This is a genomic window from Paenibacillus litoralis (assembly GCF_046244365.1).
GTDB lineage: Bacteria > Bacillota > Bacilli > Paenibacillales > NBRC-103111 > Paenibacillus_V.
Genome location: NZ_CP176395.1, coordinates 4519098 through 4534883, shown reverse-complemented (window position 1 = coordinate 4534883; position 15786 = coordinate 4519098). Strand labels below are relative to the sequence as shown.

The 15786-nt window shown below is 52.4% G+C and carries 10 protein-coding genes; 8 read left to right on the top strand and 2 right to left on the bottom strand.

The features are described 5' to 3' along the window. Window positions 1–197: 197 nt before the first annotated feature. The 4 genes from ACKGJP_RS18875 to ACKGJP_RS18860 all read left to right on the top strand — a co-directional run bounded on the left by ACKGJP_RS18875 (window position 198) and on the right by ACKGJP_RS18860 (window position 7922). The gene (locus tag ACKGJP_RS18875; RefSeq protein ID WP_409340370.1) at window positions 198–4103 is read left to right on the top strand and encodes a LamG-like jellyroll fold domain-containing protein; all 3906 of its coding nucleotides are present in this window, start codon (window positions 198–200) and stop codon (window positions 4101–4103) included. A gap of 73 nt (window positions 4104–4176) precedes the next feature. Further along, window positions 4177–5919: an S-layer homology domain-containing protein gene (locus ACKGJP_RS18870; protein WP_409340369.1), complete on the top strand. Its 1743-nt coding sequence runs from the start codon at window positions 4177–4179 to the stop codon at window positions 5917–5919. Window positions 5920–5936: 17 nt separating this feature from the next. Further along, window positions 5937–7019, top strand: a complete 1083-nt coding sequence (locus tag ACKGJP_RS18865) for a HupE/UreJ family protein (protein ID WP_409340368.1) — start codon at window positions 5937–5939, stop codon at window positions 7017–7019. Between the two features lie 294 nt (window positions 7020–7313). Next, complete coding sequence (locus ACKGJP_RS18860; RefSeq protein ID WP_409340367.1) at window positions 7314–7922, top strand: histidine phosphatase family protein; 609 nt, start codon at window positions 7314–7316, stop codon at window positions 7920–7922. 19 nt (window positions 7923–7941) lie between these two features. On the opposite strand, the gene ACKGJP_RS18855 is transcribed toward ACKGJP_RS18860, so the two are convergent. Continuing rightward, window positions 7942–8769 carry an AraC family transcriptional regulator gene (locus ACKGJP_RS18855; RefSeq protein WP_409340366.1) on the bottom strand — a complete coding sequence of 276 codons (828 nt, stop codon included), beginning with the start codon at window positions 8767–8769 and terminating at the stop codon, window positions 7942–7944. Between the two features lie 113 nt (window positions 8770–8882). Here ACKGJP_RS18855 and ACKGJP_RS18850 point away from each other — a divergent pair, with 113 nt between their 5' ends. The 4 genes from ACKGJP_RS18850 to ACKGJP_RS18835 are packed head-to-tail and all read left to right on the top strand — an operon-like array spanning window position 8883 to window position 13220. Continuing rightward, window positions 8883–9791: an aldo/keto reductase gene (locus ACKGJP_RS18850; protein WP_409340365.1), complete on the top strand. Its 909-nt coding sequence runs from the start codon at window positions 8883–8885 to the stop codon at window positions 9789–9791. 11 nt (window positions 9792–9802) lie between these two features. Next, the gene (locus ACKGJP_RS18845; protein ID WP_409340364.1) at window positions 9803–11758 is read left to right on the top strand and encodes a hypothetical protein; all 1956 of its coding nucleotides are present in this window, start codon (window positions 9803–9805) and stop codon (window positions 11756–11758) included. Next, window positions 11749–12582, top strand: a complete 834-nt coding sequence (locus ACKGJP_RS18840) for an amidohydrolase family protein (protein WP_409340363.1) — start codon at window positions 11749–11751, stop codon at window positions 12580–12582. The genes ACKGJP_RS18845 and ACKGJP_RS18840 overlap by 10 nt, the downstream gene beginning before the upstream one ends. Next, complete coding sequence (locus ACKGJP_RS18835; RefSeq protein ID WP_409340362.1) at window positions 12579–13220, top strand: hypothetical protein; 642 nt, start codon at window positions 12579–12581, stop codon at window positions 13218–13220. The genes ACKGJP_RS18840 and ACKGJP_RS18835 overlap by 4 nt, the downstream gene beginning before the upstream one ends. A 47-nt stretch (window positions 13221–13267) precedes the next feature. Here ACKGJP_RS18835 and ACKGJP_RS18830 read toward each other — a convergent pair whose 3' ends face one another. Next, window positions 13268–15640 (bottom strand): helix-turn-helix domain-containing protein, encoded by a 2373-nt coding sequence (locus ACKGJP_RS18830; RefSeq protein WP_409340361.1) that lies wholly within the window; start codon window positions 15638–15640, stop codon window positions 13268–13270. Window positions 15641–15786 lie beyond the last annotated feature (146 nt).

The window sequence follows — 15786 nt, the reverse complement described above, 5'->3', positions numbered from 1 at the left end:
ATTTTTTGAACAAAAAACATAAAAGGGAGAATATACTTTGAAAATCAAAATGAAATGGAAATCGATGGCGGCGTCATCGGTCTCAACATGAGCGGCGATGTTCATTAAGAACAGGTGGTGGATATTGTTCTACTCCATTACTCGAGCCTTGAACAGGCTCTTCAAATATATAATTCAACCTATGGAGGTTTTCTGTCATGAAAAGAATTTCATCTTTTACCCTAGCGTTAACGATGATATTCATGTTGTTATCGACCACCGTACAAGCCGCAGTCCCTCAGCCCCTTATGCTCGCGAACGCAGCAGGAAATGACAATCCCCTGATTGCATCGATAATGTTCGATAATCAGTTACAGAACGATGCCGATCCGGAGAATCCGTTGAAAGCAACGGGGGCGTATAGTTATGTAGACGGAATCATGCCCGGGACCAAGGCTCTGCATCTGGAAAGCGGAAGCGGCAATTATGTCGGTACGACGAAAAGCTTGCCGTTTGGCGAGGACAGCTTTACCGTATCCTTCTGGTATAAGGGCGACACGAATCAGAACAGTGTCATTTTATCGAACAAGGATTTCAGTAACGGCTCTAACGCAGGCTGGGCCATATACACATCGGCCAGATCGGTCAAAATGAATTTGGGGTTCCCGAACGCATCCGTAAAAAACATTTCCTTCGGGCGCAACACGTTCGATGCTTCCGATTGGCGTTACGTGACCTTTGTAGTGGACAGAGATAAATTGCTCGCTTCGTTGTATATCGACGGGTACAAAATGGATGATACCCCGATCAGACGCGGAGCGTTAGATACATCGAACCCGTTAAATATTGGCTGTGACGGATTGGGCAATCGCTGCGGCAATTCATTCGATATAGCGGATCTGAAGATTTGGAAAGGCGCCATCAGCAGCGATGTCATTCAGGCTAACTATAATAGTTACGGTGGAAATAACGTGGATTTGCAGGCACTCACCACCAAACTGGCGGAAGCTCATGCAATAATCGCAGGTAGTCTCGGCAACGGCTTCAGCGAAACCGATTTTGATTCGTTGAAGAAGGTTGCGAATATGGCCAATACGGTCGCAACAACGCAAAAAGTAAAGTTTTATACGCAGGAAACGATCAATTATTACGAGCGTGAACTGGACAACGCCATCTTCATCTATCAAAAAAGCAATAAAGCGTTGACTCCCGCAGACTTGAATATGACGGTGAACAGCGACCCGGAAATCAGCAGCAATCCTGCTGCAATCGAGCGCGTAGAATCCGATATGAGAAAGGCCATGAGCGTATTTCCTCAGGCTGACGTGATGGTGATGCCCGGCGACATTACCGGCGGCAACAATGCCAATGAGTATGTCTGGATGGGGCACATGAGGGACGTATACAATAAACTGAAAAATGAGGGCTTATTTGACACGACGAAGTTATATATGGTCAAAGGCAATCATGATATGAACGGCTCCGAAAACTTGATACCTGTCGGTACGGCGGGCGCGTGGAACGAATCGACGAATTCGTACGATAACGATTTCTACAACAGTGCTTACAGGGTAAAGATTAATGGATATAATCTGATTGGCTTTGACGCAAATATTAACAGCGAGAGTACGGTAGGGAAAGCGAAAAATTACCTCAATCAAATTAAAAGCGAACCGGATTATGATCCGACCAAACCGATATTTGTCATGTCTCACTACCCGATAAGCGGAACGGTGTGGGGATCGGCATGGAGCAGCGCCGCAAGCAATAATTTCGGTCAATTTCTTACCGGCAACGATTTTTCTCAGGTGTTCTATATGTCAGGCCATACGCAATACGACCCGACCGACGAACGTTCGCTCTATCAAGGCGCGGCTACGTTTCTCGATTCCGGCGCGACGTCTTATTCCAGTTATATTGATAACGGTCCGTACGGCGGATATATAGAAGGCGCGTATATCAATTATAAAACCACGCCTCGTATTTTGAATTTCCTGGAGGTTTACGGTCCGAAACTGATCATTAAACAGTACAACGTCAGTACCAATGAATTTGTAGGTACACCTCGTGTAGTGAACGTTGGCGAAGGCAAAGATGCCTTTACGTATAACAAGAACAAAATTAAAGAACTCATAGCTCCGCAATTTGACGAGGGGATTAAGGTCGATTCCCTGACAAGCAACGAAGTGACGTTTACGATCAAGCAAGCAACTGACAATGTGCGCGGTTTGGAATATAACGTTCAACTGATCAACAGGCAAACCGGGGAAGTGGACAAATCGTTCAACAGCCTTTCGCTGCCGCTGGACAAACCCTATGATGAGTACAGGCAATACAAGATTACAGGGTTAATGCCGAAAACATCCTATTTACTTCGGATATTCGCTGCCGATGACATGTATAACCGTTCGTATCAGGACGTGGACATTACAACCCCGGGTGCGAAATTAACCAGTATCACAGCGCCTGCAGCGGTATCTGCAAACAACGGGACGGCCAAGACGGCGGCAGCTCTCGGCTTGCCCGCAAACGTTACGATTGTAACCGACGGAGGAATTATTAACGCAAGCGTAAATTGGGATTTAAGCAGCGTTAGCTACGATCCGGCTATCAAGACGGTGCAGACCTTCCCGGTGCCAGGAACCGTAACGCTTCCTCTCGGAGTGGAAAACCCGAACAACGTATCCTTGACGACAAGCATTGACGTAACCGTTCAGGCAGCTGGCGTAGCTGCCGGTCGATTAACGCTGGACAAGTCCCAGTACCTGCAAGGGGAAGCCATTTCCATGTCTTATTCCGGAGCGGCGGCGCATGGGAAAGATTGGGTCGGTATCTACAAAGCAGGAGCTGTTCCTCCAGGCGCAGGTGTGTCGATAACATGGGGTTATTTAAAGGGCGGATCCGGAAAAGTCAGTTTAAATAACGGACTGGCTCCCGGTATGTATGATGTACTCTATATGCTCAATGACGGGTATGAGATCGTGGCTCGCAAGACATTTGAGGTCGTTCAACACGTGACGTTAAAGAGCATAACAGCGCCTGCAGCCATCCAGGGAGTGGCGAACGGAACCGTAAAGACGGCAGAAGCCCTGGGCTTGCCTTCCACCGTAGAACTGGTTACCGATAAAGGAAACAAGAATGTCGCTGTGTCTTGGGATGTAGCTGCGGCCAATTATGATCATTCTCTTACGATCGAGCAGACCTTCACGGTAAATGGAACCGTAACTTTGCCGGCAGGCGTCCTGAATCCGGACAACGTAGCATTGACAACAAGCATCAGCGTGACGGTGCTGCCGGCGTTAACCATGCCTCAATCTACATTGACAGGTTTGCAGCAGGCGGCCGCCGGCCAATCATTCGAAATCACGATGGGATTGACCGGCGTTACGCAAAGCGTATACCAGTCGGTATATGCGCAAGATTTGACGCTGCATTTTGATCCGGCGTTTATACAGTTCGATTCGGTTGCATCGCTGAACGATGGATTCAAAGTCATCGATCAGAAGGAGACGGCGCCGGGACAAATCCGGATTATGGCTGCCAGCTTGGCAGCGAACGTGCCTGCACAAGGCGATTTGCTTGCATTCAAATTTACGGCCAAGACGGCAACGCAAGCTGCCCATACGACGACAATTTCTGTAGACCATGTAGTCATTGCGGGCGGACAAGGGAATGAGCTGCAAGTTAACGGAGCCTCTCATGAAATCCAGATCATGAATTCTGTAGATAAGTCGCTCTTGAATGCATTAATCGCAAACGCTCAGACGATGTACAATGCTGCAGTGGAAGGAAATGGGGACGGCTTGTACGCGATTGGCTCCAAAGCGCAATTGCAGTCGGCAATCGAGGCGGCGAGCGCAATAGCGAACGATCCGAATGCCGATCAGCAGCAGGTGGATATTGCGAAAACCACGTTGGAAGCGGCAGTTCAAGCGTTCAATGCCAAGAAAATAACCGCAGATATCAATGGTGGCGGTGTTACGATTGGAGACTTGGCTATCGTTGCAGCGGTTTACGGCAAGGAGTCCGATCAGGCGGGCTGGAACGCGAGAGCGGATGTGAATCACGACGGTAGGGTTGACTTAATCGACCTTGTCATTGTCGCTAAAGCGATCTTGAAATAAAAGCAACCATAAAGAGGGGGAGAGCTTCTATTCTCCCCCTGATTATTTCATGTAGAAAGGACGGAATGTTACGATGCTAAAAAAACGATTCTCGCTTAGTCTCGCGTTGCTTTTGACCATATTCGTTTTCCCTCAGATTGTTGTTCATGCCAACGCAGCCCCGACCTTTTCTCTCTCGATCTCGGACAAAAATGTTTCCGCAGGCGATGACTTTCAAGTCACGGTGACCGGAAAACATGTAACCGACTTGTACGCCTATGAAGTAAATGTCACCTATGATTCCAGCCGCTTGAAGTTTGTGAAGAGCATTAGCGGAAGCAACGGCGGCTTTACCGTGGAGCCTGTTGTCAAAGGGAATGCCATTCAACTTGCGCATACGCAATTAGGCAATACGCCCGGCCAGGACGGAGAGGTAAAACTGGCTACGCTGACATTTCACGCAGATAGTCAGGGAAAGGCCGATATTGTACTGGACAGCGTGAAATTGGTGAATTCGAAAATAGAGTCTGCTGTCGTATCGGGCAATAGCATGGTGTCTGTGAATATAAAAGCATCGAATGGCGGCAACAATGGTAACAATGGTAACAACGGTAACAATGGCAACAATGGGAATGGCGGCAACAACGAAAACACCGGCGGAAACGGGAGTCATGTCATTAAAATCGTACCCCAGGTGAAGGTCGACCCGGCAACAAACACAGTGACGTCAACCGTTGATGCAGCAGCATGGAAAGAGGCTGAAAGCAAAGCGAAATCGGATCCGAGCGGTAAGAAAACGATCAGCATTGACGTACAGGAAGCAGAAGGAGCAAACGCCTATGTACAGCAAATTCCTTCTCCTTCCATTTCAACAGGAAAGAAACAATATCAAATAGAAATCAAAACCTCCATTGCCTCTATCGTGATTCCGAGCAACATGTTCAAGGAAAACGATCTTATCGGTAGCGAAGTCGGGCTTCGTATTACCAGGGCGGATATCGGCAAGTTAGACGAAAGTGTACAAAAAAAGGTCGGGGCCCATCCGGTGATTGAGCTTAGCATTCAAGCAGGAGACAAAATGATCGCCTTCAATAACCCGAAAGCGCCTGTAACCGTGAGCATCCCTTATTCTCCTACAGCGGAGGAACGAAAAGATCCGGAGCACATCGTCGTTTGGTATATTGACGGCAAGGGAGATATCCATTCCATTCCGAATGGAAAGTATAATCCGGCTACCGGCCAAGTGACGTTCACGACGACACATTTCAGCACATACGCTATTTCGTTCGTACAAAGGACATTTGACGATATCGCTTCTGTGGACTGGGCTAAAAAGCAGATTGAAGTTTTGGCATCCAAAGGCATTATTAACGGCATCTCAGACAGTCAATTTAGTCCGGCAAAGCAAGTAACCCGTGCTGATTTTCTCGTACTGCTGGTACGAACGCTCAATCTGCAAGGACCGGCTGGCGATCGTTTCGCCGATGTTGAAGCGGGTTCCTATTATGACGAAGCATCCAGGATTGCCAGAGGCATGGGAATTACGGACGGCAGCGGGGATCATGCATTCAATCCGCATGCTTCGATCACGAGAGAGGATATGATGGTGCTGACGGAAAGGGCGCTCAGAATAATAGAAAAACTGACAATCGACGCTTCGCCAGCTGAACTCGGTTCCTTCACCGATACTTCGGAAATTTCCGGTTATGCAGCGAATAGCGTTGCCGCTCTGGTTAAATCGGGGCTGGTCGACGGTTACGGCGGCGGGATTCATCCGAAGGAAACGACAACCCGCGCGGAAGCGGCCAAATTGATGTACAGCATTTATCATTTATAAAAAGAGGTTTAGCAGCTATGAATGTACAAAGGTTCCTCTCCTTGTTCATCCTCTTATTCTTTTTTGGGATTGCTACAACGTCATATGCGCATACCGCAAGCATGGGGTACTCGGCGTTAACCGTTAAAGGGAACCAGATTGACTATGAACTTTTTCTTGATCAAAGAGACTTGCTTCCACAATTCGATGCCAACAAGGATAATAATCTGGAGAATGATGAACTGTCCTCGCAAAAAGAAGGGATCGAATCGTTTATAAAGAAAGGGCTTCGTATAGAGGTTGATTCGAAGCCCTTGACGATTACATTGCTTTCGACGAATGTGGAGGAAAAGGGGTCTACTAGAGGCGTCGTGCTTCAACTGCGTTTAATCGCCGATGAAGCGATCGAACAACTCGATCTTCATTACAATCTGGCGTTTGAAGATGCGCTCGTGCATATGAGTGTACTCACAGTTCGTTCAGGGGACTTTTTCTATCAGGATATTCTGGATGTCAATACACAAGATGTTCAGGTCACTTTACCTCAGTCCAAGATTGACTCCGTTTCTTCCGGGATTGGCTCCGTTCTGTGGAAATATTTTGTGCTTGGAATCGAACATATTTTAATCGGTTATGATCATTTGCTGTTTTTGTTATCCTTAGTATTAATCGCAGCTCGATTCAAGGATGCAATCAAGATTGTGACTGCATTTACGATTGCCCACAGCATTACCCTTTTCCTAGTGGCGACGGGTCGCATTCATGTCATCCCGTCCTGGGTTGAAGCCTTGATTGCTTTGTCGATCTGTTATGTAGCGGTGGAAAATCTTTTTGTTCAAAAGGCGAAGTGGCGATGGATATTGACTGCCTTATTCGGATTGATTCACGGCATGGGCTTCGCCGGAGCTTTGGCCGAAACGGGACTTCCAAAGAGCAACTTGATTGGCTCGCTCTTGACGTTTAATTTAGGTGTGGAAGCAGGCCAGCTCATGATCCTGTGCCTGTTGCTTCCCCTCTTGATATGGTTGCGAAGGTTTTCGTGGTATCGTAAAATGATGATCTCAACGTCTTGCCTTATTTTTGTACTGGCATTTTATTGGTTGATACAAAGATTGCAATGAGGGCTGATCGCTTGGCTTTTCCCACTTCAAAAATTAGTATTTTTTCGGAGTAGACACGCCAAACGCAAGAAGTCTATATAAAAAATGGGGAACGGAACTGTCAGCGACAAGATCTTACCCCGATTAAAACCCGCATAACTTGCGGGTTTTAGTTATTAATAGGCATAGTTTAAATTGAACTATATTTTACGTTGTTCGTAATTCCTATAAGGTGTAATCTGGAAATAACTTCAATACGGGTTGTACGTAATCGTTGAAGTAAGGGCACTAATCTCTAGCAGGAGGTACCGATAAATGAGCACGACGACTTTCTTTCTTGTTAGGCATGCTTTAAAAGAAAAAGCAATTGGAGATGTTCCAATAACCCTTAAGGGCGTATTACAAGCACAATTGACAGCTAGACGTTTTTGTAATTTGCCGATAGCAGTCATCCTTTCAAGCCCACTTCGAAGAGCAAAAGAAACCGCCGAGTATATAGCATTAGAGACGAAATCAACAATAAATGTGGATGCCCGTTTGCGAGAACGAGCTAATTGGGGAGACTCACCAGGACAAACTTTTGATGAGTTTGTTGCGATGTGGGAGAGATGTACACGTGAGCCTGAATATATACCACCCGTTGGTGATTCTGCAAAGCAAGCAGGGCAACGTCTGTCCTCTTTATTATCAGAATTAGCAATGCAATACCCGCCTCAAAGTAATATTGTAATTGTTACTCATGGAGGATTAATAACTGACTTTCTGGTTCATACATTTCCTGAGGACGAACTTGATGCTTGTCACTTTAATTTCATCTCCGTACAAAGCGAGTTGATTCCTGAGTGTTCGATAACAACGCTTAATTGTGAAAGCGGAAAGTATAGAATTGAAGACTTTGCATCAGTTGAACATTTAAAATACTGATCCTCACCTAACCTTTTTGCTATATTTCACCGCTGTTTTCCAGTTTGGCCTTTTCTCTGTACGCGGTAGGGGATAGGCCTATTATTCGTTTAAACATCCGTGAAAAGAGAAGCGGGTCCTGATAGCCAACCGAACGGGCGATTTCGGCGATCCCGTGCAGCTGCCCGCGGAGAAGGCGACAAGCTTTCCTCATCCGCACGTCAGTCAAATACCGGTAAGGGGACATGGACAGGCGCTGCCGGAAAAGACGGCACACATATTTGGCGTCTAGCCCAAGATGGCTTGCAATGTCGTCGAGCCCGATGGGATCGGCGTAACGGGCATTGATGAAGGAGACAGCCTTCTGCACGTGAAGGCCGACGTCGGCTCTCAGCGGAGGCGTATCGTCCGGGACGGCAAGCGTGCCGAATATCCGGTACAGCAGTCCGGTTAGAAGGAGCTCTTTGGACGGTTTCTCCCGCAGGCTAATCACATTCCGAAACAGCGGATCGACGGAGACGGACGGATCCGGAGTACGGACGGGAGCGGGCCCGGTGAATCCAGCCTGCTTGCTGAAACGGGCAGCCAACGTACCGACGAAACCGAACCACGAATAGTGCCAGGGCTCGTCCGGATCGGTCCAATACGAATGGACGGTGTCCGGAACGACAAGGAATAGACCGCCCGGTCCGATCGGTTCGCTGCGCCCCTCTGCGGAATAAGTGCCATATCCGCTGTGGATGTAATGGAGGATGTACATATCCCGCACACCCGGTCCGAATTTCATATCCGGGGTGCAGGCCTGCGTGCCGACCTCGAGCACCGCGAGATCGGTCAGTCCGATCGGCTCCGTATAGATAAACTCCACCTGGATCACTCCCCCTTTTGAACTTGTAGAGAAGATATGCTATAAGATGTGGAACTCTGGCTATTTCATTATAAGGGATGATCTTTACAATCTAAAGTAGGAGGGATGAAAGTATGGAGTATACAACGTTTGGCCGAACAGGGCTTCGCGTGTCGAAGCTCGGGCTTGGCGGCGCTCCGCTGGCCGGCGTTTTCGGCCCCGCCGATGAGCGCGAAGTCGAGAAGATGATCCATGAAGCGATCGACGGCGGCATCAATTTTATCGATACGGCTCCCCGTTACAATAGAGGCGAATCGGAGCGGCGGATCGGGCAAGCGCTGCGAGACGGGAAACGGAACGGGGTCGTTCTGGCTTCGAAAGCGGTCGGCCCTGACGAGTCGTTCGGTTATGCGGATACGATCCGGTCCGTCGAGCAAAGTCTGGAGCGGCTGCAGACCGACTGGATCGATTTGCTGCAAATTCACGATGCCGAGCAGGCGCCGTACGAGACGCTTGTGAACGAGACGCTTCCGGCGCTCGAGAAGCTGCGGGACGAAGGGAAGATCCGGTATATCGGCATCTCGACAAGAATACTGCCGCTTCTGATGCGCTTCGTCAGGCTGAACCGGTTCGACAGCATACAATTTTATGCGCGGTATATGCTGATCGATCATACGGCCAAGGACGAGCTGCTTCCGCTCGCAGCGGAGACCGGGATCGGGGTCATCAATGGCAGTGTGCTGGGGCTCGGTTTGCTTGCGGACACGCCGGCGCCGTTCCTGACGGACGATATCGTGACGGAGGCGGCGCAGCGCATCGAACAGCTGCGATTTTTGCGAACGAAGGAGCCGCACGGACTCGTCGAGCCGGCTATGCGCTTCAGTCTTTCGCAGCCGGCCGTTCATGTTACGCTGACCGGTGCCGCTACTTGCGAGGTGCTGCGTACGAACATGGCGTATTGCGACGGGCGAGGGCTTGCGCCAGACGAGCTTAGCCGGGTGTATGCCCTGTTTCAGGGCAAGAGTCTGTTTCCGGCGGAATAGGGGGAAGTGATATGAACGCACAAGGAAGCGGGCTTCCGCGGATCGAAGCGGGGGAGCGGATGGTTCCGCCGGCATGGGCGTTGCAGGAGCAGTGGCTGCTGCAGACGCTGAATCAGGCGGCGAAGGAGTTCGTGGAGCGCTACACGCAGCCGGACGGAAGCCTGATCTGGCAGAAGGAATGGCCGGGAATGGACGGCTCGGACGACCCGTACGAAGGATTTATGAACCTGGCGCTGCTCTACGTGCTCGGGGGAGACAGGGAGCTGCACGACGTGTCGCGCAAAATATGGGAAGCGATTACGTGGCAATGGACGGAGTACGGTCAAATCCACCGGGAATTCGATGCATATTACGATTGGATGCATCATGGCGAAGGATATTTATTTTTGTACTTCCTCGGGCTTGCAGGCCCGGCTACATTGAAGGACCGGCAGCGCTCGGTTCGTTTCGCCCGCATGTATACGGGTGACGACCCGGACGCCCCGAACTATGACAAAGCGTTGCAACTGATCCGCTCGCCTCTGAACGGCAGCAAAGGGCCGCGCTTCCAAGTGACGGCCGAGGATTGGATCACCCATCGCGGCATCCTTGATCATTATCCGGCACCATATGAAGACATTCCCGGCGTCGATTACGCAAAGGGCAAATGTCCATGGACGGACGACGATGTATACCGGCGGCTGATCGCGATGATGAACGAGAGGATGAACCGCGGGGACGTCCCTTTGAATTTGAACGCCAGCGGATTGGTCGCGCACGCCTACATGCATACGGGAGATGAAGCGTTCCGCGAATGGGTGGCCGATTATCTTGCGGCCTGGGAAGAGAGAACCGGCCGCAACGGCGGAATCATCCCGGACAATATCGGCCTGTCCGGCGAGATCGGCGAATACAACGGCGGCAAATGGTGGGGCGGGTACTACGGCTGGAGATGGCCGCACGGATTCATGACGATCATCGAGCCGCTTACGAACGCATGCATGAACGCCGTGCTGCTCACGGGGGACATGAGCCGGCTGGCGCTCGCCCGTTCCCAGCTCGACGCGAACTGGGCGCTGCGCCGAGACGAGAACGGCCATGCGCTCGTTCCCAACAAGCACGGGGATAACGGCTGGAGCGATTGGCGGAAGCCGCTGCCGAAGTATCCGATCTATCTGTGGACGATGTCGATGGCCGAAGAAGACTTGCAGCGGATCGAGCGGATTCCGAAGGATCACGATTGGAATGAAATCGTCGTGCCGGTCGTATCGGGGAGAGACAGCCGGACGGGCCGGGAGACGAAGCACTATATCGGCAATACGGAACCGTGGTTCCAGTATATTCGCGGCTGCAATCCGGACTATCTGGAGGCCATCCTGTCCGCCAATATGGAGCTCGTCGGCCGGCAGCTGGAACGGATGCGCTCGGAGCAGGGCGATCCGCGCGGCTGGAGCAGCGGCTTTCACGATGGAAACTACTCCAGCATTCATATTTGGCAGGAGATGTGCCCGCTTTACTTCGAGTCGCTCGTACAGCTGACGCTGGGCGGCCCGATGCACATCTCGCACGGCGGCCTGCAGCATGCGAGGGTGCGCTACTTCGACGCCTTGGAGCGGCGGCCGGGTCTTCCGCCTGGCGTGTCCGCGCTGGTGGAGGCGCTTGCGCCGGACAGCGTGACGCTTCAGCTCTGCAACACCAGCTTGTTTGACGAACGCGAGGTCGTCATTCAGGCGGGAACGTTCGGCGAGCACCGGTTCACCGGCGCGCAGCGGCTCGACGCAGGCGGCCTTCCGCAAGACCCGTACGCCGAGGTTCAAGGCAAGTGGCTGGCGGTCGGCCTGAAACCCGGAGCGGGCATAAGGCTCAAGCTCGGCATGGAACGGTATGCGAATTCGCCAAGCTATGACATGCCGTGGCCGAACCCGTATTCCGGCAATCCGCTGCTGAGCGGTCGGAGCGGGCAAGAGGACGATGCGCCATGTACATAGACAGCCACGTGCATTTCTGGAAGCCGGCGCGCGGCGATTACGGCTGGCTGAAGCCTGATAACGCGCTGCTCTGCCAGGATTATATGCCGGAGCGGCTGCTTCCGGCGCTTCGAACGTTCGGCGTCGAGGGGCTTGTCGCCGTACAGGCCGCGCCTACGGCCGAGGAGGCAGCTTTCCTGCTGGAGCTGTCGCAGAGCTGGCCGGTCATCTCCGGCGTAAGCGGCGGGCTTGATCCGTTCGCGGAACGCTTCCCCGAGCAGCTCAGGTCGTTGCAAGCGCATCCCCGCTTCACCGGGATCAGGATCAACGGCAGCGCGTTTCGCGAGGGTAGGTCTGCCGGCGACCGGAGCAAGCTCCGGGCGGCGCTCGGCAGTCTAATGCAGGCCGGGTTGACGCTGGACCTGCTCGTGCAGCCTGACGATCTCTTCGGCGTCGCGTCGTACCTGGAAGAGGTACCGGCGTTGAAGGCGATCGTGGGCCATCTGGGTTGCCCGGCCGTACGGACGCGGCAGACGGAGCCGTGGCGAACCGGCATGGAACGGCTAGCCCGGCTCCCGGAAACGGCGGTCAAGCTGTCCGGCATGATCACGATGGCCGGCGGTCCCCATCCGGAGCTGCTTCGGCCGTACGTCGAGCAGCTGGTCCGGCTGTTCGGCTGCGATCGGCTGCTATTCGGCAGCGACTGGCCGGTCGCCTTACAGGCGGGCGGCTACAGGGATGTCGTCGATTTGTTTGAAGATCTGCTTCCTGACGGACTCTCTCAAGAGGAGAAAGGGGAAATTCGCGCGGGCAACGCCCGGCGATTTTATCGGATCGAACCATGAAAAGACGGATGTACAGAGCTCAACTGAAGGAAAGAACCAAGGACAAATTTGTCCTGGCTTTGAAGGAATCCCTCTCCGAGTGGCGGCAGGAGCTTCAGCGGCAAGGGATGCTCGCCGGTTCCCTATTCGAGAAGGGGGACGGCTTGTTTCTTTATTTTGAAACGGCAGGCGAAAGCTTCGAGTGGGAATGGCCGGCAGCTTGCCGGGCGATGTTGGAGACGTGGCCCGGGGGAAGCGACGGCACAAGCCGCTTGGCGGTCCCGATGCTCGATATTTATCACGACGGGGAGGGAGAATCGCCGGAAGCCCGCTGTGAAGACCGGGAGCGGATCGGCTCGCTGGCGCGTCTGAACCCGGAGATGTACGGCAGTTACGTCTTCTATCATTACGCGAAACAAGAGGAGACGCCGAACAGCTTCAATCCGACCTACATGATCGGAGCGCACGAGGAGGTGATCTTCTCCTATTACGAACGGCCGGTATCGGCGAACGTGAGCGGAGTGACGCGAAGGACATGGCCGGCGCCCATCACACCTGAGAACTGGCATGACATCATGAAGCCGCATTTCATTCCCTGGAAGGACGGAGAGCAAGGAGCCGAACTGTGGGTAAAAATAAATACGCTTTTGACTATTTGAATACGAAAGCCGGCCAACTCTCAGACGGAGTGGCCGGCTTTTCCTCGTTAAGTCGATTCCGGCTCCTCGCGGCTTGCCTCTGCGATCCGGTCCGCCGACTGCAGCAGCCGGTATTGCCCCGGCGTATGTCCCATACGCGATTTGAACAGCTTGTTGAAGTAGCTGACATTGGAGTAACCGATTTCGCGGCAAATGTCCTCCAGCGAATATTTCGGCTGCCGCAGCAGCTCGCAGGCTCTTTGGATCCGAAGATGAATCAAATGGTCGTTGATCGTCGTGCCTGTCGCTTCCTTAAAGATGCGGCTCAAAAAGGACGTGCTGCGCTGCACGTGGCCGGCGACCGTCTCGATCGTAATATTGTTGTTATAGTTTTTGTCCATAAACTCGGTTGCGAGCTGCAGCGTGACGTCGTTCAGCTTCAGCCGCTTCTCCCGGTTGTGCTCGATGATTTGAGCGCACATCTCCAGCAAGCGCATCTCCATATCGCGAAGCGTCTGAATGCCGGATAGCACGAACGGCCGGTCGCCGAACACGATGGACATATCGCCCCCGGTTTGAACCAGCGTTTTCACGATCTCTCCGCTTAGCTGAAAGAAAAGCTGCTGAACGTTGGCTTTCCCCAGCCTGCGTGCGGTCACCTCTTGCGTGATCAGCCCGATGATCGCCGCACAATCCTCCTCGTTCAGTTGCAACAGCGCCTGAAGCAGCTTCGTCTCCAACTCATACGGATAAAAGTAGGTCTCGTCATCCTGTTTCCAGCTGCTGACGATCGCATAAGGCACGATTTCGCCTTTGCCGACATACATTTTGAGGCTGAGCGCCTCGACCGACTCTTCATAGGCCGACTGGACCGACTGCACGCCGGCGCATATGCGGCTGATGCCGATCGTCGCGGTTATGCCGTAACGGCTTTTCATATGCAGCTGGAGCTTTCTTGCAAGCTCGGCCGGGAGCTCGTCATGTCCGGACGGCACGGCATGAATGATCACGATCCGTTCATCGTCCCTGGCGAAAATTTCGCCGTCGACTTCGGCTCCGAACTCTTCGATCAAGCCATATTGAAACAGATGAAAATGAAGCTTGCCGGTCGAGTCGTTAAGCAGCGCCTGCTCCTCCAACTCCTCCAACTCTACGGTTAGGATGGCAAACCGCGCGAAATCAAGCTTCAGTCCGAGAAGCTCCGATGCGTCCTTCTCCTGCCCTCCGCCCTGCGGGGAAACCGCGCGCCCCTTGATGAGGTCGCTCAAATATTTTTCCTTGATCGCCGAGCGGTTGGCCCCAAGCAGCGTCTCGACCCGCTCCTTCTCGCTGAGGATGGCTTCCCGGCTGTGTCTGAGCCGTTCGAAGGATTGCCGGATGAAGCTCGCTTCGTCAGCGGCCGGCGGGGCGGATTCCGGGCTCTGGCCTTCGCCGGGGGAGGGGCCGGATGCCGCGTTGGAGCCGCTGATATAAGCAAGGACGCTTTTAAGCGGGCGGTACAGCCTCCGCGAGATATAGAACGACAAGAGGATGGCGGCCGTGACGTAAAGTCCGGAAACGGCTATCACAATCATTTTAATACGGTTAAGGCCGTGAAGCAGGACGGATCGCTCGGTTAAATTGACGAATTTCCATCCGGTCAAATCGGAAGTCGTATAGGTTACGATCCATCGGCGATCGTCTTCGTACGATCCATTTTCGGGCGAAGACAATGCTTCCATATTTAGTTGGGAGATAAGCGACGCCGTTTCATCGTTTTCGCTGTAGAGCAGCTCGCCTTGCGGCCCGAGGACAAGCGTCGTTCCCTTCTTGCTGCGGTAATGGCCGAGATAGTCTTTAAAAAGCGCGTCGAGCTTCAAATTAATGAGAATGGCGCCTTCGACCGGTCCGATGAGCGGCATTTTCTGCATTAAGCTGGTGGCAAACTTGCCCTGAGCAATACCGCTCGAACGATCGGTGAGCCATACCGTCCGGCTCCCGGTTTCTTGGTATACCTCCGGCAGCCACGAACGGTCGGAGAACGAAGATAAGGATGACGTTTTCATATCCGAACGGGTGGTTAGAATGAGATCCAGCTTGCCGTAGGCGAGATAGATGGAATCGATATACGGACTCAGCTTCTTCTGCTCCTCCAAAAAACGGGACAAATCGATCAGCGAGGCGACGCTCAGCTTATCGTTAATCGTGTGGTAAAGGTACGACTGGGTCATCATCATGCTTGAGGCGATATTTTTCATGGCATGCAGTTCTTTATGAATCAGCTCCCGCTGCTGCTCCAAAATCGACTTGTTGTATTCGATCGAGTTCTGAATGTTCGTATCGGCGGAGATCGTGTACGTGATCGAGGAAATGAGGATGACGGTGACAATGACGATTGCCGTCAAGGAGATCAGCAGCTTGACGAATAACGAGCGGTTTCGAATCACCAGACGAACGGACATCCTGACCCTCCTTCGAGTTTGATAGCGTTTACAAGGTCGTACGGATACCAGACACGGCACCACGCAAATTATAGCATAGATTGAAGGGGCGGAAAGGCGGGACGCGAAAAACATACGAAAAATCGGATAACATAATGCCCGGAAAT

Coding starts and splice junctions, on each gene's coding strand:
- ACKGJP_RS18850 (WP_409340365.1), top strand. CDS start 8,883: ATGGAGTATACAACGTTTGGCCGAACAGGGCTTCGCGTGTCGAAGCTC.
- ACKGJP_RS18835 (WP_409340362.1), top strand. CDS start 12,579: ATGAAAAGACGGATGTACAGAGCTCAACTGAAGGAAAGAACCAAGGAC.
- ACKGJP_RS18830 (WP_409340361.1), bottom strand. CDS start 15,640: ATGTCCGTTCGTCTGGTGATTCGAAACCGCTCGTTATTCGTCAAGCTG.
- ACKGJP_RS18860 (WP_409340367.1), top strand. CDS start 7,314: ATGAGCACGACGACTTTCTTTCTTGTTAGGCATGCTTTAAAAGAAAAA.
- ACKGJP_RS18840 (WP_409340363.1), top strand. CDS start 11,749: ATGTACATAGACAGCCACGTGCATTTCTGGAAGCCGGCGCGCGGCGAT.
- ACKGJP_RS18870 (WP_409340369.1), top strand. CDS start 4,177: ATGCTAAAAAAACGATTCTCGCTTAGTCTCGCGTTGCTTTTGACCATA.
- ACKGJP_RS18865 (WP_409340368.1), top strand. CDS start 5,937: ATGAATGTACAAAGGTTCCTCTCCTTGTTCATCCTCTTATTCTTTTTT.
- ACKGJP_RS18845 (WP_409340364.1), top strand. CDS start 9,803: ATGAACGCACAAGGAAGCGGGCTTCCGCGGATCGAAGCGGGGGAGCGG.
- ACKGJP_RS18875 (WP_409340370.1), top strand. CDS start 198: ATGAAAAGAATTTCATCTTTTACCCTAGCGTTAACGATGATATTCATG.